Source organism: Rhodobacter sp. 24-YEA-8 (assembly GCF_900105075.1).
Lineage (GTDB): Bacteria > Pseudomonadota > Alphaproteobacteria > Rhodobacterales > Rhodobacteraceae > Pseudogemmobacter.
Map to the genome: position 1 here is coordinate 1,108,973 of NZ_FNSK01000001.1, position 20,173 is coordinate 1,129,145.

The 20,173-nt window shown below is 62.4% G+C and carries 19 protein-coding genes and 1 other RNA gene; 9 read left to right on the forward strand and 11 right to left on the reverse strand.

Annotated features, from left to right (window positions below; genetic code table 11):
• Positions 1 to 24: 24 nt before the first annotated feature.
• The 5 genes from BLW25_RS05620 to BLW25_RS05640 form a co-directional block, all read right to left on the reverse strand.
• Entirely contained in the window at positions 25 to 750 is a 726-nt protein-coding gene (locus tag BLW25_RS05620) for a DUF4241 domain-containing protein (protein ID WP_092897164.1), read from the reverse strand.
• On the reverse strand, positions 747 to 1,706 hold the full coding sequence (locus BLW25_RS05625) for a DUF2927 domain-containing protein (RefSeq protein WP_092897166.1): 960 nt from the start codon (positions 1,704 to 1,706) through the stop codon (positions 747 to 749). Before BLW25_RS05625 ends, BLW25_RS05620 begins: the two co-directional genes overlap by 4 nt.
• Entirely contained in the window at positions 1,703 to 2,884 is a 1,182-nt protein-coding gene (locus BLW25_RS05630) for a toxic anion resistance protein (RefSeq protein ID WP_092897168.1), read from the reverse strand. Before BLW25_RS05630 ends, BLW25_RS05625 begins: the two co-directional genes overlap by 4 nt.
• A gap of 15 nt (positions 2,885 to 2,899) precedes the next feature.
• Positions 2,900 to 3,814, reverse strand: a complete 915-nt coding sequence (locus BLW25_RS05635; protein WP_092897170.1) for a 5-bromo-4-chloroindolyl phosphate hydrolysis family protein — start codon at positions 3,812 to 3,814, stop codon at positions 2,900 to 2,902.
• A gap of 442 nt (positions 3,815 to 4,256) precedes the next feature.
• Entirely contained in the window at positions 4,257 to 5,678 is a 1,422-nt protein-coding gene (locus BLW25_RS05640) for a pseudouridine synthase (protein WP_092897172.1), read from the reverse strand.
• A gap of 108 nt (positions 5,679 to 5,786) precedes the next feature.
• Between BLW25_RS05640 and BLW25_RS05645 the strand changes: the two genes are divergently transcribed.
• Positions 5,787 to 6,248 (forward strand): nucleoside deaminase, encoded by a 462-nt coding sequence (locus BLW25_RS05645; protein ID WP_092901569.1) that lies wholly within the window; start codon positions 5,787 to 5,789, stop codon positions 6,246 to 6,248.
• A gap of 267 nt (positions 6,249 to 6,515) precedes the next feature.
• Here BLW25_RS05645 and BLW25_RS05650 read toward each other — a convergent pair whose 3' ends face one another.
• Complete coding sequence (locus tag BLW25_RS05650) at positions 6,516 to 7,211, reverse strand: metal-dependent hydrolase (protein WP_092897174.1); 696 nt, start codon at positions 7,209 to 7,211, stop codon at positions 6,516 to 6,518.
• A 229-nt stretch (positions 7,212 to 7,440) separates the two neighbouring features.
• Here BLW25_RS05650 and gatC point away from each other — a divergent pair, with 229 nt between their 5' ends.
• From gatC to BLW25_RS05680, 6 genes are all read left to right on the forward strand, one after another.
• Positions 7,441 to 7,728, forward strand: coding sequence for an Asp-tRNA(Asn)/Glu-tRNA(Gln) amidotransferase subunit GatC (gatC, locus tag BLW25_RS05655; RefSeq protein ID WP_092897176.1), 288 nt, complete (start codon positions 7,441 to 7,443; stop codon positions 7,726 to 7,728).
• Positions 7,725 to 9,215 (forward strand): Asp-tRNA(Asn)/Glu-tRNA(Gln) amidotransferase subunit GatA, encoded by a 1,491-nt coding sequence (gene gatA / locus BLW25_RS05660; protein WP_092897178.1) that lies wholly within the window; start codon positions 7,725 to 7,727, stop codon positions 9,213 to 9,215. The genes gatC and gatA overlap by 4 nt, the downstream gene beginning before the upstream one ends.
• A gap of 90 nt (positions 9,216 to 9,305) precedes the next feature.
• Positions 9,306 to 10,079 (forward strand): hypothetical protein, encoded by a 774-nt coding sequence (locus BLW25_RS05665; RefSeq protein WP_092901573.1) that lies wholly within the window; start codon positions 9,306 to 9,308, stop codon positions 10,077 to 10,079.
• On the forward strand, positions 10,076 to 10,750 hold the full coding sequence (locus BLW25_RS05670; RefSeq protein ID WP_253188224.1) for an N-acetylmuramoyl-L-alanine amidase: 675 nt from the start codon (positions 10,076 to 10,078) through the stop codon (positions 10,748 to 10,750). The genes BLW25_RS05665 and BLW25_RS05670 overlap by 4 nt, the downstream gene beginning before the upstream one ends.
• 34 nt (positions 10,751 to 10,784) lie before the next feature.
• Positions 10,785 to 11,205: RNase P RNA component class A (rnpB, locus tag BLW25_RS05675), an RNA gene on the forward strand.
• 468 nt (positions 11,206 to 11,673) lie between these two features.
• The gene (locus BLW25_RS05680; RefSeq protein WP_216279336.1) at positions 11,674 to 14,376 is read left to right on the forward strand and encodes a DEAD/DEAH box helicase; all 2,703 of its coding nucleotides are present in this window, start codon (positions 11,674 to 11,676) and stop codon (positions 14,374 to 14,376) included.
• Between the two features lie 180 nt (positions 14,377 to 14,556).
• Here BLW25_RS05680 and BLW25_RS05685 read toward each other — a convergent pair whose 3' ends face one another.
• A complete protein-coding gene (locus tag BLW25_RS05685; RefSeq protein WP_198836412.1) occupies positions 14,557 to 15,102 on the reverse strand; it encodes an HNH endonuclease in 546 nt (181 codons plus the stop codon).
• A gap of 918 nt (positions 15,103 to 16,020) precedes the next feature.
• On the opposite strand from BLW25_RS05685, the gene BLW25_RS05690 reads away from it, so the two are divergent.
• The gene (locus BLW25_RS05690; RefSeq protein ID WP_249495713.1) at positions 16,021 to 16,365 is read left to right on the forward strand and encodes a lytic transglycosylase domain-containing protein; all 345 of its coding nucleotides are present in this window, start codon (positions 16,021 to 16,023) and stop codon (positions 16,363 to 16,365) included.
• A gap of 69 nt (positions 16,366 to 16,434) precedes the next feature.
• Here BLW25_RS05690 and BLW25_RS05695 read toward each other — a convergent pair whose 3' ends face one another.
• The 4 genes from BLW25_RS05695 to BLW25_RS05705 all read right to left on the reverse strand — a co-directional run bounded on the left by BLW25_RS05695 (position 16,435) and on the right by BLW25_RS05705 (position 18,783).
• Complete coding sequence (locus BLW25_RS05695) at positions 16,435 to 17,559, reverse strand: aminotransferase class V-fold PLP-dependent enzyme (protein WP_092897186.1); 1,125 nt, start codon at positions 17,557 to 17,559, stop codon at positions 16,435 to 16,437.
• Between the two features lie 73 nt (positions 17,560 to 17,632).
• Entirely contained in the window at positions 17,633 to 18,097 is a 465-nt protein-coding gene (locus tag BLW25_RS05700; RefSeq protein ID WP_092897188.1) for an Lrp/AsnC family transcriptional regulator, read from the reverse strand.
• A gap of 55 nt (positions 18,098 to 18,152) precedes the next feature.
• Positions 18,153 to 18,275: a hypothetical protein gene (locus tag BLW25_RS25200; protein ID WP_290438663.1), complete on the reverse strand. Its 123-nt coding sequence runs from the start codon at positions 18,273 to 18,275 to the stop codon at positions 18,153 to 18,155.
• Positions 18,276 to 18,318: 43 nt separating this feature from the next.
• Positions 18,319 to 18,783 (reverse strand): Lrp/AsnC family transcriptional regulator, encoded by a 465-nt coding sequence (locus BLW25_RS05705; RefSeq protein ID WP_092897190.1) that lies wholly within the window; start codon positions 18,781 to 18,783, stop codon positions 18,319 to 18,321.
• Positions 18,784 to 18,915: 132 nt separating this feature from the next.
• Here BLW25_RS05705 and ilvC point away from each other — a divergent pair, with 132 nt between their 5' ends.
• Positions 18,916 to 19,938 (forward strand): ketol-acid reductoisomerase, encoded by a 1,023-nt coding sequence (gene ilvC, locus BLW25_RS05710; RefSeq protein ID WP_092897192.1) that lies wholly within the window; start codon positions 18,916 to 18,918, stop codon positions 19,936 to 19,938.
• The last annotated feature ends 235 nt before the right edge of the window (positions 19,939 to 20,173 follow it).

The following is a 20,173-nucleotide window of genomic DNA, read 5'->3' on the forward strand; positions in this document are numbered from 1 at the left end:
CGTCCGCACCTTCCCGCGCGCCGGTCATGACGTGCCGCAATCCGTAGGCAGGAGCCAGTCTCCCTCTGCGTTTTTGCCCATGAAATCGGCATAGAGGGCGACGGTCTCACCAGTGGCCGATCGCAATCGCGCGACCGGATAACCGCCATCGCCCCAGCCAGAGGATGCGATGGGAATCAAAGTCTTGTCGGGCAGAGGCAGGATGTGACCCACCACCCAGACCTCGCCGATCATCGGGTCGAACCAGCCATTATAGAGATCTTTTTCCGGGCCGAGGATCCCGGCCGACCGGGTGACGGCTGCGGCCATGGATCTGTCAAAAAAGCCGGCAAGGCCGGTATCGACAAGGATCGTCGCAACATCATCGCCGCAGGTCGGGGCGGCATCGGAAAAAACCAGCAGCGCTTTGGAGACGCTCGCTTCATCCCGGTCAAGCGCCAGCAAAAACCGTGCCGCGCCGGCGGGCACCTCGATCCAGGGCAGATCCGCGGCTTCGGACCAGGTCAGCGGATCGACCGCAATCACCCCGCCAGGGGCAAGGGTGAGCTGCCCCACATCGCGAAACTCTAGCGCGAAATCAGATTGCGCCTGCATCCAGCCAAGGCTGCCTGTCTGCGCGACCACTGCCGCCGACATTGCAGCGCCTGGCGGTTGTTGCAGGGCGAGGGGCGGGTCTGGCGGTGCCTCCTGCGCTTCGCCCGCGCCGGCCAGCAGCGCGGTCGCGGTCAGAAGGCAGGAAACCCGGATCATGCGCCACTCCCGAGCAGTCTTTGCGCGATGCGTTTCACCACCGGGGCCGCTTCTGCCTCGGTCATGCCCGGCCACATTTCCGGATCATAAAGGATCTTCAGCATCAGCTCGTCCTGTTTGGTCAACAGAGCGAATTCCTCGTCATCATTAAAGATCGAGGGCCGCGCGCGCGGGCTGTCATTGGCGAGCCCCAGGCCTTGCGCGATTTCCTCATGATAGCAGGATTGCCGCAGCAGATCGGGGTGTTCGGCCCGGACCACGGCGACTGCGCGGCGATAATTGCCGCTGTCTCCGTCTGAGAGCGCATAGACGAGGCAATAGGTGGTCTGGGCCATGCCGGTCACATCGGCCACGTCCTGGGGGCTGAGGCCGGGAAGCTCGCGGCGCAGCGTGGGGCCAAGCTGTTCGCGCTCGTCTTCCGAGACGACATGCAGCGTGAAATTGCCGCCCTGATCGACAAGGGTGATCGGGTGGCCGGTCAGGCCGGCAAGGCGTTTGATATAAGAGGCGATCCGCGCGCGGTCGGTGGCGCGGCGCTCCGGGGAGACAGAGGCGCCGAACTGGATCTGAAACCGGATCGGCACATCCCAACGGCGCAGGATCGAGGCGGTTTCACCGCGCGAAAACGCCCCGCCGGTGCGACTGTATTCATCGTAAAGCGCAATGCGGATGAAATTTTCAGAGAGAATGCGGGCGTCGAAAGGCGTATCCACGCCGCCGCCATCGGTGCGCAGCAATCCCTGGGACAACAGCGAGTTCTGCACCTGGGCGTAATAGGCACGGGCCGCCGCGCTTTTCGGTGTCTCGGGCGTCACCGCGACCGGAGCAACGGGGCGGGGCGGTGGCGGGCCGATCCTTTGCGGCGCCTGGCCACCCGATGGCACACAGGCGGAAAGGCCCGCCACCAGCAAGGTGGCAGGCCAGAGGGGCAGTCGCTTGCGCCGGGTTGGCGTCATGATTGCGGCTGTGCGGCGGGCGCAGCCGTCCGCGCCCGGGCCGAAGCCAGCGTTTCGCGCAGATCGGTTTCCATCTTCTGCAGCTCGACCTCTGCAGCCGCGCGCCGCGCCTTGCCCTCATCCGCGATCTGCAGGCTTTCATTGATCGTGGCGATCAGGGTCTCATTCGCGTGTTTCACCGTTTCAATATCGAAGACACCACGCTCCATTTCCTCGCGCACGGTACGGTTGGCCTGCTGAAGGTTCTCGGCATTCGATTTCAGCAATTCGTTGGTCAGATCATTGGCGTCGCGGATGGACTCTGCCGCCTCTTTCGACCGCTGGATGGTGACGGCCTGGGCAAGCTGCGTCTCCCAGAGCGGTACGGTGTTGACCAGCGTCGAGTTGATTTTCGTCACCAGCGACTTGTCGTTTTCCTGCACCAGCCGGATCGAAGGCAGCGACTGCATGGTGACCTGGCGGGTCAGTTTCAGATCATGCACCCGGCGTTCCAGATCGTCCCGCGCCGCGCGCAGATCGCGCAGCTCCTGCGATCTGATCATCTTGTCGTTCTCGGGCGCCGCCGCGACCTCGGCCTCTTTCGCCGGGATTGCGACCGCGTCGGTCTCTTTCAGCTTTGCCTCTCCCGCCGCAATGTAAAGCCCCAGCTCATCATAGAAATTCAGGGTTTTCGCGTAAAGCAGATCCAGCGATTTGATGTCTTTCAGAAGCTTCGTCTCATGGCCGAGCAATTCGCCCGTGACCTTGTCGATCTGGCTTTGGACATCCTCATATTTCGCGACGAAATCCGCAAAGGGCGCGGCGCGGCCCAGCAGACGCTCCCACCACGAGCTTTCGCGGCGCAGGTCCAGCTCAGCGGTCGAAAACCCGCGAATGGTGGTGACGATTTTGCGCAGGCTGTCGCCGGCCGGGCCGACATCCTTGTTCTTCACATCCTGGAGCATTTCCTGGCTGATCACCTGCAATTCGGCCTGGGCCGAAGAGCCGAACGAGATGATCGACTGCGTATTGGTCAGATCCAGCTCGCCCATGCGCTTTTCAATCGCTGCGGCCTTGTCGGGCGAGGCGGCTTCCAGCGGCACGATTTCGCCCGTCGGTTCCGGCAGGATGACGGCGGTGACCTTCTCGACCTCGGCCAGGGTGGCCTCGGCGGCGGCGCGGGTGGTGTTCTCGGTCATGGCAAAATCTCACACTTAGGAAGGGTTGGAGCCGGAGGGCGTCTCGAATTTCAGCCGGTCACGCAGCACGGAAATCTCGATATCGAGATTGTCGCGGTCATTTCCAAGCAGGCGTTCCGAGCGGCTGGCAAAGGTGGTTTCCAGATCGGTCAGCAATTGTTCATAATCTGCGCGGGCCTGCGGGTCGGGGCGGATCGCCCATAAATCGGCGAATTTCACCGTCGCATCGCGGGCGCCTTCCAGGTAGACGGTCAGATAGCGGCGCGCGGCGGTCAGATCACCGGGATCTTCCTCGACCCTTTGCATGAGCCCTCTTGTCTGGGCGATGAAACGATCAACCCGGGCCTCTAGCTGGCGGTCGCGGGCGCGCAGGATTGCGTCTTTCATCTGCGCGAGCGTCTTCTCGGCTCCGGCCAGGGCGCGGGCCACACGGTCGGTCTGAAACCGGTCGACGCCCTCCATCCCCTTGTCGGTCCAGGGATCAAATCCGAAGGTGCCGATATGCAGCCCGGCACCGGCGAGACCAAACAGGATCGGATAAAGCGAGATCCCATGCCCGATCAGCCCGCCGATGAACAGCGCGGCCCCGGTGGCGATGGCGCCGAACAGGATCCTCGGCATCGCGGGGCGGCGCGCGACCCGGCGGGCGTTAAAGGCTGCGCGGGCGCGCATGCCCTCACGGGTGAGCCAGGCGCTCAGGATCAGGCCGCCGCCGGCAAGCAGGCTCAGCAGCATCGCGCCGGGCTCTTCTCCAAAAGCGGGGAAAAGGAAGATAAAGGCCGAGAGAAACAGGAATGTGGCGCGCCAGCCACCGACTGGCTTTTCCGTCCCCGGGGCCGCGCGCGGGATTGGCGGGTGTGGGCCGGATCCCGCACCGGCGGGCGGGGTGCCATCGGGGCTGTATTTCCCGCCAAAGCGTTGAGCGGCCATCACATTCCTCCCGAACCGGCGACATAGAAAACAAGGGCGATCAGAATCGCCAGCGAGAGGGTGCGCAGGCCGGATTCGGACATTCTGGGTTCCGGAAATAACGGTCGGTTGCCGCAATCCTAGCGAATGGATTTGCAGCTTGCCAGTCTGAGACAGGGCGCATGGGCGGGAATCTTCCGCCCGATTTCCCGGTTGTGTCTGGCCCGCGCCCTTCAGTGCGCAGTGCACCGGATCCGCTATTCCGCGATGCGGCATGAGGGGCAAGGCATTCTGGCACCATCGCCTCGGGTGGCAGCGCGCCCTGCCGATATACCTCATTGATATCGAGTGATTATTGGCCTTGTCTCGCCTCCCGGATGCCCCGCCGCAGGGCGGGAGCCTCCGGTATGTGCAGCCCCTCACGAGGAATGGGGGGCGCGAAACGCACAGGTCCGTTTACATCCTATCCCTTGCGTCCCGGGCCGCCGCGACCGGAAGGTGTGCCGGGCCGGGTGGGGCCGCCGGGTTTGGCGGGGCTGCGCGAGGGGCGCGCGCCGGTGGTCGCCGGCGCATTGCGGGTGCTGACAAGCTTCGGGGCGCGTGGTTTGCGCGGCGCGGACCGGTCAGAGACCGGGTCGGCCCCGGCTGATGCCGGGCGGCGATTTGTCATGCCAGGAGCCCGGACGGGACGCGCAGCGTCGCCCGTGCTGCGTGCGGGAGGTTTTGGCTGATAGGAACTGCCGCCAGAGCCCTCGCTGTCTTTGCGCCCGGCAGCTTCCGCCCGGTGGGTAAAATATTCGCGTGCGGTAAGGCCGGACTTCTTTTTGGCGGTGGCCGGTTTTCCGGCCGCGTCGGTGGATGCGGCGCCCGTTGTTGCACGCGAGGCCGTGCGCGCGCCCCTCTCCGTGGCCGGGAAGGCCGATCTGGTCGCATTGGCCGGTCTGTCAGCGCTGGCGGTCCTGACCGCACTGGCGGATCTGACGGGACGGGCCGCGGGGGAGGCGCGTTCGGCCCCGGCGCGCTCAGGCTTGCCTGCTGCTGGTCTTGCCGGTGCAGGCTTTCCGGCCCGCACCCGTGTCAGGGCAGGGCGCTTGCGGATGGCCTCTGCTGCCGCCTCGTCAGCCGCGATCTCGCCCAGCTGGTCGCGCAGCACGCGGGCCTTGACCTCTTCGACCTGGCCCGGTTCCAGGCTTCCCAGCCGGAAGGGGCCATAAGAGACCCGGATCAGCCGGTTCACATAAAGGTCGATGGCATTCATCGCGCGACGGATCTCGCGGTTTTTACCCTCGCGCAGGCCCACGGTCAGCCAGGCATTGGCGCCCTGCTGCCGGTCGATGGTGACCTGCATCGGTTTGAACCGCTCGCCCTCGATGGTGATTCCATCGCGCAGGATCTGCAATTTCAGGTCATCGGCCTGACCATTGACGCGAACCCGGTATTTCCGCAGCCAGCCGGTCGACGGCAGTTCCAGCCGCCGTTTCAGCCCGCCATCATTCGTGAGCAGCAAAAGCCCCTCGGAATTAAGATCGAGCCGCCCGACCGACATCACCCGCGGCATATCCTCGGGGAGGTGGTCGAAAACGGTGTCGCGGCCCTTTTCATCCGACGCGCTCGTCACAAGACCCTCGGGTTTGTAATAAAGCCAGAGCCGCGCTTCTTCCTCTTCGGGCAGAAGCCTGCCGGAAATGGTGATACGCTCGGTTCCGGTTACATTCAGCGCCGGGCTGGTGATGACCTTGCCATTGACGGTGACTTCGCCCGCCTCGATCAGCCGCTCGGCCTCACGCCGCGAGGCGACGCCCCGGCGCGACAGCAGCTTGGCAATGCGTTCGCCATCGGGCGTGCCATTCGGGTCCCGGGCGGGAGGACTTGTGTTTTCCGGCATGGGAGGCGACCTTTTGAGGAAGAGCAGAAGCCAGGGGAAGTCTGCGCCCCGGATTTTTTGACTCGTTGCCCCAAGGATATTTCAGGACAGATGAAAGGACAATGCGGCGTGGTCTTTCGATCCCATATGGACCTTGCGCTGGAAGAGGCGCGGGCTGCGGCTTTGCGCGGCGAGGTGCCGGTGGGGGCGGTACTGGTCTCGGGCGCGGGCGAGATTCTGGCCCGGGCCGGGAACCGGACGCGCGAGCTGAAAGACCCGACCGCACATGCCGAGATGCTGGTGATCCGCGAGGCGTGCCGGCGCCTCGGGCAGGAGCGGCTGCAGGACTGTCTTCTCTATGTGACGCTGGAGCCCTGTCCGATGTGTGCGGCTGCGATTTCGGCGGCCCGGATCGCGCGGCTGGTTTATGGCGCGGCGGATCCCAAATCCGGGGGCGTGACCGTGGGCGCGCGGGTCTTCAGCCATCCGCAATGCCATCACGTGCCCGAAGTGCTGGATGGAATCGGCGAGGTCGAGGCCGGACGGCTGCTGCGCGATTTCTTTGCCGCCCGACGCGAAAGCCAGGGCTGACGTCAGGACAGAGTAAGGGCCGGAACCCGTGCGTGAGCGGGGGGGGCATGGCACTGGCAGCCATGATGGTTACCGTCGCAACTGCCAAGCCTGGGACTTTAAGCAAGACGTCCCGCACGGACAGTGGCCCGGGCCGCGGCCTTCCACGATCCCAATCACCGCGCCGGTCTCATAACGCCCGGGAAAGATGCGGCCACCCCGATGAAGGTGGCCGCAGGGCTGGTTTTGGGCAAATCGCGACCCTTGATGGCGTCTCCGCAGGTCGGGTCAGAACGAAATCGGCTCCAGCACGACGGGTTCGATCACTTCGACGCCGGGCGGCAGGCCGGCGCGCAGGGGATCGGCATTCTGCGCCAGCAGCGGGAAGGTCTTGTAATGGCAGGGAATCACGAAGCGGAAGTTGAAATATTTCCGCGCAGCCCAGGCGGCACGCTCCATATCCATCGTGTAATGCCCGCCGCAGGCGAGAATGCCGATCTCCGGCTGATGCAGCTCTCCCATCCAGGCCATATCGGCCATGATATCGGTATCGCCCGAAACATAGATGGTGCGGCCTTCGCCCCTGATCATGAAACCGGCGGCGGATCCGGCGGGCAATAGCGCGCCGCCGCCGAAATCGACCGAGGCCGAATGGGTGGCGTTCACCATCGTCACTTTGGCGCCGCCGCAATCGATAGTGCCGCCCTTGCCAAAGCCGATTGTCGAGGCACCCCGGCCCTTCAGCCAGACCGAAACTTCATGAATACAGGCGACCGGGATCTGCAGTTCCTGAGACAGGCCGGCAGCATCGGCGGCATGATCGCCATGGGCATGGGTCAGCAGGATATGTGTGGCACCCGCCACGGCCTCGGCGCGCGAGTCGGCGGGGAAAAGCGGATTGCCGGTCAGCCAGGGATCCACCAGAAGAACCGCCTGTTCGATTTCGATGCGGAAACCGGAATGTCCGAGCCATGTGATTTTCACGGCAGTTTCTCCTGTTCTGTTTTGCAGGCGGTAACTTACCCGCCCATTATGACAGGTTTCCAGTGTTTTCGAACCGCTCGGTTCGAATTCTCTTTCCGGCCGCCTATCATCCCGACCAGAATTTGCCCGCCGCAGCCTGAGGCCGGACAGAGGCAGACTGTCCAGCCTTTGCCTTGCACAGCCGCAAAGCGCTCGCTAAACGGGGCCGGAGCTTAAAAGGGTCTGATCCATGTCCATCGACATTGATACCGCGCGGAAAGTGGCGAAGCTTGCCCGCATCCGGGTCGAGGAAGCAGCGCTTCCCGATCTTGCACGCGATCTCTCCGGCATTCTCACTTTCATGGAACAGCTGAACGAGGTCGATGTGACCGGCATCGAACCGATGGTTTCGGTCACGCCGATGCGGCTGCGCCGGCGCGAGGATGTCGTCACCGATGGCAATATCCAGGCCCAGGTTCTGAAAAATGCCCCCGAAGCCCGTGAAGGCTTCTTTGCCGTGCCGAAGGTGGTGGAATGAGCGTGACCTCCGAGTCGAACAGCTGGACGATCGAAAAGGCGCGTGATGCGCTCAGGAAAGGCGAGATTTCCGCCGTCGATCTGACCATGTCCTGCCTGACCGCGATCGACGCGGGCGATGCGCTTGGCGCCTTCGTGCATAAAACCCCCGAGATCGCGCTGGAACAGGCGCGGGCGGCGGATGCGCGGCTCAAAGCCGGGGACGCGCCGTCTTTGTGCGGCATCCCGCTGGGGATCAAGGATCTTTTCTGCACCAAAGGCGTGAATTCCCAGGCTGCATCTGGCATCCTCGAAGGGTTTAAGCCGGAATATGAGTCGACCGTCACCACGAAGCTGTTCGCGGATGGCGCGGTGATGCTCGGCAAACTGAACATGGACGAATTCGCCATGGGGTCGTCGAATGAGACCTCGGTTTACGGCCCCGCCGTGAACCCGTGGAAGATCGATGACCGCAAACTGACGCCGGGCGGCTCTTCGGGCGGTTCGGCCTCGGCAGTGGCGGCGGATCTCTGTCTGGCGGCGACCGGCACCGATACCGGCGGCTCGATCCGTCAGCCGGCGGCTTTCACCGGCATTGTGGGTATCAAACCGACCTATGGCCGTGTCTCCCGCTGGGGGGTGATCGCCTTTGCTTCTTCGCTGGACCAGGCCGGTCCGATGACCAAATCGGTCCGTGATGCGGCGATCTTCCTGCAATCCATGTCGGGCTATGACCCGAAAGATTCGACGAGCTCCGAGCAGGCCGTCCCCGATTTCGAGGCGGCCCTGACCGGCGATATTCGCGGCAAAGTCATCGGTATCCCGAAGGAATACCGTCTCGACGGCATCCCGGCCGAGATTGATGCGCTCTGGGAGCAGGGCATTGCCATGCTCAAAGACGCGGGCGCCGAAGTGCGCGGGATCAGCCTGCCGCATTCGAAATATGCACTGCCGGCCTATTACGTGATCGCGCCCGCCGAGGCCTCGTCGAACCTCGCCCGCTATGACGGGGTGCGCTACGGGCATCGCGCCAAGCTTGGCCCTGGCGATGGCATCACCGAGATGTATGAAAAGACCCGCGCCGAGGGCTTCGGGTCTGAGGTGCAGCGCCGGATCATGATCGGCACCTATGTGCTGTCTGCGGGCTTTTATGACGCCTATTACAACCGCGCCCGCCGCGTCCGCGCCCTGATCAAACAGGATTTCGAGAAGGTCTTCGAGGCCGGGGTCGATGCGATCCTGACACCCGCGACGCCCTCTTCGGCCTTCGGGCTGGGCGAGATGGCCTCGGCCGATCCGGTCGAGATGTATCTCAACGATGTCTTCACCGTGACGGTGAACCTTGCCGGCCTGCCGGGGATCTCGGTTCCGGTCGGGCTGGATGCCAAAGGTCTGCCGCTCGGGCTGCAACTGATCGGCCGTCCCTGGGATGAGGCCGGGCTTCTCAATCACGCCTATGTGCTGGAACGCGCAGCAGGATTTGTAGCCAAGCCGCAAAAATGGTGGTAATTGCCGCCGGATATGCACCCGCGCCGCCCGGTTTTCCGGTCGGATAACACGTCTGTGGTGCGCTGCTTTGCCGTTTTACATGAGGACGCGATGACCACCCGCCGGCAGATCATTTCGGGTTTTTCACGTAAAGGCGCTGCCGTTCTGGGCGTTCTGGGGCTTGCGGCCTGCACGCCTTCGGTCCCCGATTCCGGCAGCGGCGTCGGCTTTCAGGATTACAACTCTTATATCCGCAACTCCAACAGCGGCACGGGTCAGGCTGCGGCGCCTGCGGCGGCGACTCCGGCCAGAACCGGTTTTGATCCGACCGCGGCGGCAGCGGCGATTGACCGTGCCGATGGCAGCACCCCGACCGCCCCGATCAGTGCAATCACGCCGAATACGAATTATGTGCCTCCCGCCAGCACCGGTGGCGCGCGCCCGCGGGGCAATGCGCCGGCCGGGATCAAAGAGGAATCGGGGGAGCTGGTCCATTCCAATCCGACCATCTCGGATGAGAATGATTTCACCGCCGTGGCCGCCCGCGAATCCATCGCGTCGGATGCCGAGCGGATCGCCCGGAACCGCGCTGAATATGTCGTGGTCCAGCCCGGCGCGCTGCCGGTGCGCCCTGGCGAGAGCGGGCCGAATATCGTCGAATTCGCGCTTGCGACCACCCATGCGCCGGGTGTGCAGATGTATAGTCGCGGTCGCAGCTCGAAAGATCCGATGATTGCCTGTGCGAAATATCCGTCTCCGGATCTGGCGCAGCAGGATTTCCTGGCGCGCGGCGGCCCGGACAAGGATCGCTTGGGCCTTGATCCCGATGGCGACGGTTTCGCCTGTGGCTGGGATCCACGCCCGTTCCGCACCGCATTGCAGTGACCGCCTTCCCGTCGCCGAATTTCGGCGCGCGGCGGGGTGGGGTGCGGCCTTCGCTGATCATCCTGCATTACACCGCGATGGAGAGCGCTCAGGCTGCCCGGGCGCGGCTTTGTGACCCGGATTACGAGGTCTCGGCCCATTGGCTGATTGCCGAGGATGGCCGGAGCGAGGCTTTGGTCTCCGAAGCAGCGCGGGCCTGGCATGCCGGGCGCAGCTACTGGCGTGGCATTGACGATGTGAACAGTCATTCCATCGGTATCGAGCTCGCCAATCGCGGCACACATCCTTTTCCCGAGCCGCAGATGTCGGCGCTGGAGGATCTCCTCAGCGGGATCATGGCGCGCTGGAACATCTCCCCGGCGGGTGTTCTGGCCCATTCCGACATCGCGCCGGATCGCAAAATCGACCCCGGCCCCCATTTTGACTGGCTGCGTCTTGCGCGCCAGGGCCTTGCGCTGCGGCCTCAGGTAGGGACAGCGGCAGGGGCAGGGGGCGGCACTGAGTTCAGCAATCTGCTGACTGAAATCGGCTATAATCCGGCACAGGAGCCGGAGCTGCTTTTGCGCGCCTTCCGTCTGCGGTTCCGCCCCTGGGGCCGCGGGCCGGTCGGGACGCAGGATATCCGCCTTGCCCAAGGGGTTCTGGCCGCGATTTCCGCCGATGGCGCTTGACGACAGCCGGGCAGGGGCCTAAGCCCCGCCTCGCACGGATGGCCGGATGACCGCGGGGGGCGCGCAAGCGTCGTGCCGAGGAAAGTCCGGACTCCATGAAGCAAGGGCGCCGGGTAACTCCCGGCCGGGGTAACCCGAGGGAAAGCGCAACAGAGAAGAGACAGCCGCGCCGCCGGCCTCGGTCGGAGACCGGTGCGGTGATGGTGAAACGGTGGGGTAAGAGCCCACCGCGGTCCTGGCAACAGGAATGGCATGGCAAGCCCCGCCCGGAGCAATGCCGAATAGGGGCCTCGCGCGGGGCAGGTCGGGTCCGCCCGATACCGCCGCAGGGATGCTTCAGCCCGAGAGGCCCGGGTTGGCAGCTGGATCCCGTCCGTAAGGGCGGGGGCAGAGGAATGGTCATCCAGGGCAGGCAACTGCCTGGACAGAATCCGGCTTACAGGCCATCCGTGCAAACTAACCTCTTTAGACCCTATGATCGCGGGATGAGTTGTCTCGTTGTGTGATCCTACGGTTTGATGGTGTGACGCTTTCTTTGGAATGGAAGGATCTGCACGACCCGGAAGACATGCGTGTCTCGGATAGGGCTCTTTTCGAAATGAAAGTCGGGCCCGGCAGTTCCGAGGACGGCGGCCATGGGGGCGATGTATAGGCGACCCGCTATTCGAGGATTCAATAAGGTGGTTCGATCCCGAACGACGAGCGCCTCCTTCTTACCCCTCGTTCAGCCGGGGGCAAACCTTCGGCCTGACGGAGGCCACCCGGCCTCTGCTCGAACCGCTCAGCGCAAAACTCTGGAGTTGCCCCTATTATCATGTGGAGTTCGACATGAGCTGGATCGGCTGGATCTCGGCCTCCGCGCTCTGAATGCGCTCCGTCTACTACTTCTGCGTGGTGTCACCAATCTCGCCCGACAACTGACCATGCGCACGGATGTATCGCCAGAGCTTGGTGGTATCACACCCGCCAACGTCCTGTTTGCGCAGGTGCGTGCTCTTGCGAAGGAGCCGCTTGATGGTGGGGGCGCCGTTGGTGAAACGCTGCTCAGCCTATATCCTGGCCCTCTTCATCTAGCCAACCTAATGCTCGGACTCGAAGGGGACCTTCTGGCGACGGCGATCAGCCGCGTTCAGACTCCGGGAGATGTTGATGAACACGGTTGGTGGCAAACGCTTCGCCGAATGGCCCGAAAACGTCCCTATCTTTGGCGCAACCATCGTGAAGCAATCAATAAGGGATACCTTGAACAGGGCGTATCTTCGGCCATTAGCTTTCCGACCGGCGGTGGCAAATCGACGCTCGCGGAACTGAAAATTGCGACTGCATTGCTGCGTGGAGAGCGGGTCATCTTCCTTGCTCCGACCCATGCACTCGTCGGGCAGACTCAGAGGTCGCTTGCAGGCACGTTCCACGACTACAGCGTTCTTGCCGATGTCGACGATGAACACGGAGTTGGTGAAGACGTGGCGCTCGGAGAAGTCACAGTAATGACGCCCGAACGTTGCCTGATGTTACTCTCTGTGGATCGGGAGGCCTTCTCTGATCTGGGACTTATTGTCTTCGACGAATGTCATCTTTTGCATCCCAGGGATGATGATCGAAGTCGTCGCGGGCTTGATGCGATGCTCGCTATTCTCAACCTTACGAGCGTGGCACCCGCAGCGGACTTGCTCCTTCTCTCCGCCATGATGAAAAACACGGGGGAGATCGCTGGATGGCTTGCCTATCTGACCGGTCGCCCATGTCTCACGCTCGACCTGAGCTGGAAGCCAACGCGCCAGGTGCGTGGCTGCATTGTCTACCCTGCCGAACAGATTAGTGCGCTCAAGAAGGTCCTCGCTAAAGCTGGCGCCGAGTATCCGGATCGCAGCACTTTGCCTGCTTCGGTGAAGAATAAATTGCTCGCCCGACCCTTTGGTCTTTTCAGTCTACTCCAGACCTGGTCGACGACAGATCGCGACGACTATGCATTGCTTCAGCTCCTTGAGGGGCGCGGCTTACTGACCGCAGGGCGTTCAAAGCGCGGAACATGGTATCTCACGCCGAATGGCAATGAGACGAGTAGCTCGATTGCGGCAGCTGCGGCGACCTCGGGTATGAAGACGTTGGTTTTTGTCCAGACCACCGTTTTTTGTGAGAGCTGTGTAAAGCACTTCCCAGCTCGAATAGCGGCCAGCCAGATCACACTCACAGAGGAAGAACAGGCTTGGCGAACCCTCGCAGTGGAGGAGATGGGAGGATCTCAATACTGCTATATGCAGCTGGCCGCGGATGGAACTCTCAGGACGGGGACTGCTAGCCATCACGCACTTCTGTTGCGCGAAGAGCGCGAATTGCACGAAAGCCTCTTTCGACGGCCCGACGGTATCAAGGTGCTTTTCGCGACCTCGACCCTTGCGCAAGGGATGAACCTGCCGAGCGAGGCGGTCATCATTTCTGGCGACAGCCGGTTCGATTCAGAAGCCGACAAGATGCAAAAGCTCGAAGCACATGAGCTCTTGAACGCCGCCGGGCGAGCTGGCCGAGCCGGAGAGGGAGCACAGGGTTTTGTCCTGCTGGTTCCGAGCAAAGTCATCGACTTCGATGACAGGAATAATCAGATCAGTGGTCATTGGATGGAGTTGCAGTCAATCTTTGAGCAGGCTGACCAGTGTCTTGTCATTGATGACCCGCTGAAGGTGGTGCTCGACCGTATCCATGACGGGGTCACACAAACCGGCTCATCAGCTTATTTGCTAAGCAAGCTGCCACTATCGATCGCGGGGACAGATAGCGACCCAGCGGAGGCGTTACTCCGCAAGAGCTTCAGCGCATATCGCGCGATCATTGCCGCCGATGCCGATTGGACGAGCACGCGCATTGCGTCCGCCCTAGCTGCCCGGACAAAGCTAGATCTGCCGGAATCTGACCGTTGGCTCGAGCAGGTCGCAGGAGCAACAGGGCTCCCCGCATCAATACTGCAACAGATGATTGAACGAGTTGATGCCGATGACTTTTCTGGAACGACGAAAGAGGTGGTCGTGGGGTTGCTCGACTGGCTCGATACTCATCCGCGCCAGTTGCTCATCTTGGTGCGCCCTGAGAGCCTGGAGGAGATGTTCGGCACTGCCTACAAAAAACTCAGCGATGACGAGGCACGCGGAAAACTCGCGTTGAAATGGCTTCGTAAGCTTTGGCCGATCTGGATGTCGGGAGCCCCTTTGTGCGAGATTGAAAGGGCATTCCTCGGACCCACTGCTAATCTCAAAAAGTGTAAAAACGCCCGAGTGTTTGCCTCACGGCTTGTTCCCGATCTTGCGTTTCTCGCGGGACTTCCCGGGCGACTGGTCGCAGCGCGCTTGCGCGCCGCCGGAGATGAAACACCTATTTCAAGTGTGCTCGCCTCACTGAGCGCAGCCGTCAGAGAGGGCTGCGATAGTCCGGAAAGCCTAGCCGTGCGGCTCCATCTGACGCGCACCGCGTCGAGGGTTGCGGCGCGCAAACATTATGAAGGTATCCGACGCCACATTCGGCCAGGACAGCCCTATGAGAGCATCGAAGACACTCTTGATCGCATCCGAACTGCTGAAATTCTAAGTGATTTCGACAACATTGAAGACCTCGGCGACTCTGAATCGAAGAGCTAAGCTCAAATCAACCGTGGCTCATACCGAGGAATGGCCAGGCACGAGCATGGTCCGACCTGCTGATCCTAGAAACTGCCGAAAATCGGCAAATTGTGAATCCGATGCATAGTCGCAACTAACAGAAACCCGGTTCCGGTGCTTTCAATGTTAGATTTTACACAAACCCTGGCGTCGCACAGATCAGCTCTCCAGCTCGCTGTCCCAATAGAGGAAATCGAGCCAGCTGTGATGAACGTCCGATTGCGGATAGCGTGGCGCGGCCATGACCAGTTCGCGGCGGGTCGGGGTGTAAGGTGCGCGCAGGAGTTTCATCCCGGCCTCTTTCGGGGTCCGGTTGGCTTTGCGGTGGTTGCAGGGCGCGCAGGCGGCGACGATATTTTCCCAGGACGACCGCCCGCCGCGCGAGCGTGGCTGGACATGGTCGAAAGTCAGCTGATCCGACAAAAACCGCCGGCCACAATACTGGCACAGCCATTTGTCGCGGCAATAGATGTTGAAGCGGGTAAAGGCTGGCCAGCCATCCAGCCGCTGATATTGTTTCAGCGCGACCACGCTTGGCACGCGCATCGTGATGCTGGGTGAACGCACCACATGGTCATATTCGGCCACAAGGCTCACCCGGTTCAGGATGATGGCCGTCACCGCATCCTTCCAGTGCCAGGATGAGGGCGGATTGCAGGACAGGGGGCGGAAGTCTGAATTCAGGACAAGGGTCTGTATCGCCATCACATATTACTCTCTGCCATCCGCCGCGGGGCGTTTCCCGGGGCAGAGCAAACCCGGCTGCGGCCGGCTGGGGAAAAAGAAAAAGGCGCGTGACCAGCACGCGCCCGATATGGATTTCTCGATGATGTCGTCCGAAGGCTCGTCTGCGTGTTCATCTGGCTGACAGGACGGATCGTGTGCTGACCGGGATGCGGCCAGCTGCAACTTTGCCGGAAGAAGGGGCCGGTTGCGCGGCGATGCCCGGACCAAAGCCGGGTGACGCGAAGGCTGCGGGGAAAGGGGCAGCTGCGACGGGGGCGGGGGCTGTGAAGACGGGCATGGGGCAGAAAGCAGCCGCAGCGCGGCACAAGGCCTGCCGCAACCCCGGCCTCACTCGCCTTATATCCAGAGCTCCTGCCTTCCATATCCGTCGGCTCCTGCCTACAGCTGGTATGGCCGCACCGTATTTGGCCCGGTCGGTCCGGGCGGCGGAGAGGGCTTTGGCCCAAACTGTTCCACCGATCCGGACGAGCCGACTATATATGGGCGCGACCCCTGTGCAACCCCCTGGTGACGGACGGTCTCCGGGGCGTTACCTCTTCCTGGCGGTCGAGTGAAACAGGGGCATGACAGCGGGCACCGGCAAGGGTCTGCCGTTGCGCAATCAGGGGTCCGGCCTTGCCCTTGCCGGAAGACGGGCGAGCGCATAAACCCGCGCGACAAGGCTCGCGAAAGACCGGGACTGTCCTGGGCCGGAGAGAGCAAAGCCCCGCCCGTCAGATCTGAACCCCTTACCCGAAAGCCCTCAGGATGCATCTGGACCGCCGCTCTTTGCTTGCCCTTGCTCTTGTTGCGCCCCTTGCCCTCGTGGCCTGTTCCCGCCGGCAACCCGCCGGGCCGTCGTCATCACAGGGGCTTAATGCCGGGGAGACGCCCGAGATGCGGGCCCTGATCCGCAAATATGCGGCAGAGCATCAGATCCCGGAGAGCCTTTTGCACCGGATGATCAGGCGCGAGAGCGGCTATAATCCGGCGGCGCGCAACGGGCCCTATTACGGTCTGCTGCAGATCCATCCGCAGACCGCAAGGACCATGGGCTATAATGGGCCGCCGGAAGGGTTGCTGAATGCCGAGACCAATCTGCGCTATGCCGGAAAATATCTCCGCGGCGCCTGGATGGTCTCGGATGGCAGCCAGGACCGGGCCGAGAAGTGGTATGCTAATGGCTATTATTACGAGGCCAAGCGGCGCGGGATTTTGCGCGAGACCGGGTTGAAATCGTAAGGCCTGGCTGAAAGCGCCGAAAAAAAGGGGGGCCAGACGGCCCCCCGATCCTCAGATCACCCGGTATCCTCAGATCACCTTGTCAAGCGCACGGGTCAGCCGCGCGACAGTGCCATCGACATCCTTCAGCTTGTCGAGACCGAACAGCCCGAGCCGGAAGCTGCGGAAGGTCTCGCCCTCATTGATCTGCAATGGCACACCTGCGGCGATCTGGACCCCCTCGGTGCGGAATTTGGCGCCGTTCTGGATGGCGGGGTCGTCAGTATAGCTGACCACAACGCCGGGGGCTGCAAAACCTTCGGCCGCGACCGAGCGGATGCCGCGCGCGGCCAGCGCGGCGCGGACTTTGCGGCCCAGATCCCATTGCGCCTCTTTCGCGGCGTCCAGCCCCATCTCGCGGGTTTCCTGCATCGCGTCGCGGAAGGCGAGGATCGCATCGGTTGGCATGGTGGCATGATAGGCGTGGCCGCCATCTTCATAGGCCTTCATGATCGCGCGCCATTTCTTCAGATCCAGCGCGAAACTGTTCGAAGTGGTGTTTGCGAGACGTTCCTCGGCGCGCGGGCCCAGCACCACGATCCCGGCGGCGGGCGAAGACGACCAGCCCTTTTGCGGCGCGGAAATCAGCACATCGACCGAGAGTGCCGCCATATCGACCCAGATCGTGCCCGATGCGATGCAATCAAGCACAAACAGCGCACCGACCTCGCGGGCAGCCTCGCCGATCTGGCGGATGTAATCATCGGGAAGGATGATGCCGGAGGCGGTTTCGACATGCGGCGCGAAAACGGCGTCTGGCCTGGTTTCGCGGATCCTCGCGACCACTTCCCCGACGGGAGGCGGCGCGAAAGGCGAGGTCGGGTCATTGCCGGCGGCGCGCGCCATGGCGACCTCGACCTCGCTCGCAAAACCACCCATGTCGAAGATCTGGCTCCAGCGGAACGAGAAAAATCCGTTGCGCACCACCAGGACGCGACCACTCCCGAACTGGCGTGCGACGGATTCCATCGCATAGGTGCCGCCGCCGGGGACGAGTGCCACGGCGCTGCCATTATAGACCTCGCGCAGCCAGCCCGAGACATCGCGCATCACCTGCTGGAACCGCGCTGACATATGATTCAGCGAACGGTCGGTGAAGACGACCGAAAACTCCTCCAGCCCCTCGGGGTCGATATGGTCATGCGGCAGTTTCATAGTATTCCTCCTGTGGCAGCGTGACGCTAGCGCCGCGAGCAGGGCTGCGCCACCGGAATTTCACGCTGAAGGATCAGCCAAAAGGTCCGGGACGGCGCTCTTCGGTCAGCACGACATTGGCCTCGACATTTCCGACCCCGGGCAGCGTCATCACCCGCCGCCGCAGCACACGCTCGAAATCCGCAAGATCGCGGGCGACGACGCGCAGGCGGTAGTCGAACAGGCCCAGCACGTGCTGCACGACCTGGACTTCGGGGATGGCGGTGGCGGCGCGTTCGAAATCCTCAAGGCTGACGCGGCCTTTGGTCGCCAGTTTGATCCCCAGGAACACCGTCACGCCAAAGCCAAGGCTTGCGCGGTCAACCTCGACCCGGCGGCCTTTGATCACGCCGGTCTCTTCCAGCCGCCGGATGCGTCGCCAGGTGGCGGGTTGCGACAGACCATGGCGCCGGCCGATTTCGCCCGCGCCGAGATTTGCGTCCATCGCAAGGTCGCGCAAAATGGCGCGGTCGGTCTCATCCAGTCCGGCGGTGGTCATGCCATTCCCTTTTCCTTTAGTGGCGTCCTGCGTCAGTCTTGCCCGATGCCTGTAGTCATGCTTGCCGGCGCCCATCCACCACGATCACATCGAGGGTATAGCCGTGCCCATTGCCACCCGAGTAGTAAAGCAGATAGCCGGGTGAGGTGCATTTTCCTTTGGATCTGGCCTTTTTCACCAGTTTTATGATGATCGGCTAAGTCTGGATGAACGGCGATGGGTCACAAGGGCAGGGCGCTGTCATCCTTGATCGTTGAGATCAGCATCAGCGCGTCAACCTCGGCGATATGGGGAAGCGCAAGAATCTTTTCGCGGTAGACCTCTGTCCAGTGCTGCATGTCGCGGGCGATCACGTTCAGGCGCACATCGACGCGACCAAGGAAGGTTTCAATCGCCAGCACCTCGGGCACCTCGCGCGCGGCATCGATGAAATCGTCAAAGGCACGCGGGTCGGTTTTGTCGAGGGTGAAGCGCAGCGACACCTCGACCTCATAACCAAGTGCGCGCCAGTCGATCTGCAAGGTCTCGCCCCTGAGGACACCGGCCTCGCGCAGCCGCTCGATCCGGCGCCAGAGCGTGGCCTGGGTGACAGCGGCGCGCAGCGCCAGATCGCTGCGGGCGAGATCCGGTTCTGCCAGCCAGTGGCGCAGGATGCGGCGGTCTGTATCGTCGAGTGTAAGGCTCATTGCATGATTATTTCACAAAATACAAAAATGATGAATGATAATATTCATATTTCCGTCATGTGGGCGATTTTTGAACGGAGCGCGCGAGAAATATTCCTATTCTGCCCCCATCTTCAGCAAAGGAGTGCTGTTATGCGCGTCTACTACGATCGCGACTGCGATGTGAACCTGATCAAGAACCTGAAAGTGGCGATCCTCGGCTATGGCAGCCAGGGCCATGCCCATGCGCTGAACCTGCGCGATTCGGGTGCGAAAAATCTCGTCGTCGCACTGCGCGAAGGCTCGCCGTCGGCCAAGAAAGCCGAAGGCGAAGGCCTGAAAGTCATGGGCATTGCCGAAGCGGCTGCCTGGGCTGACGTGATCATGTTCACCATGCCCGACGAGCTGCAGGCTGAAACCTATAAGAAATACGTTCACGACAATATCCGTGAAGGCGCTGCAATCGCATTCGCCCATGGTCTGAACGTGCATTTCGGCCTGATCGAGCCGAAAGCCGGCGTCGACGTCATCATGATGGCACCGAAAGGCCCGGGCCATACCGTGCGCGGCGAATACACCAAAGGCGGCGGCGTGCCCTGCCTCGTGGCGGTTCACACCAATGCTTCGGGCAAAGCGCTCGACATCGGTCTGAGCTATTGCTCGGCCATCGGTGGCGGTCGTTCGGGCATCATCGAGACCAATTTCCGCGAAGAATGCGAAACCGACCTCTTCGGTGAGCAGGCCGTGCTCTGCGGCGGTCTGGTCGAGCTGATCCGTTGCGGCTTCGAGACCCTGGTTGAAGCCGGTTACGCGCCGGAGATGGCTTACTTCGAATGCCTGCACGAAGTGAAGCTGATCGTCGACCTGATCTATGAAGGCGGTATCGCCAATATGGATTACTCGATCTCGAACACCGCAGAATACGGCCAGTATGTCACCGGCCCGCGTATTCTGAAATATGACGAGACCAAAGCCCGCATGAAAGAAGTGCTGGCCGATATCCAGCAGGGCAAGTTCGTCCGCGACTTCATGCTGGAAAATGCCGTTGGCCAGCCGACGCTGAAAGCTTCGCGCCGCGCCAATGACGAGCATCAGATCGAGAAGGTCGGTGCGAAACTGCGCGAAATGATGCCCTGGATCTCCAAGGGCAAAATGGTCGACAAGGCCCGCAACTGATTGCAGAATGACAGGGCGCCGGAGAGATCCGGCGCCCTTTTTCTTTCAGGGGGCACTGTTGCCCCTGAAGATCAGGACCGCTCCGCCGGATGGGGGCGGGGAAGGTCTGGCGCTCAGCCGCCCGACACCGGAGGAACATCGCGCCCACCAGCCCCGGGCCGGGATTGACCCTGCCAGAGAGGCGATCTTCCGCTTTTGCCTCCTGCGGCAGCGTCCGCTTAACAGAGGGAATTGC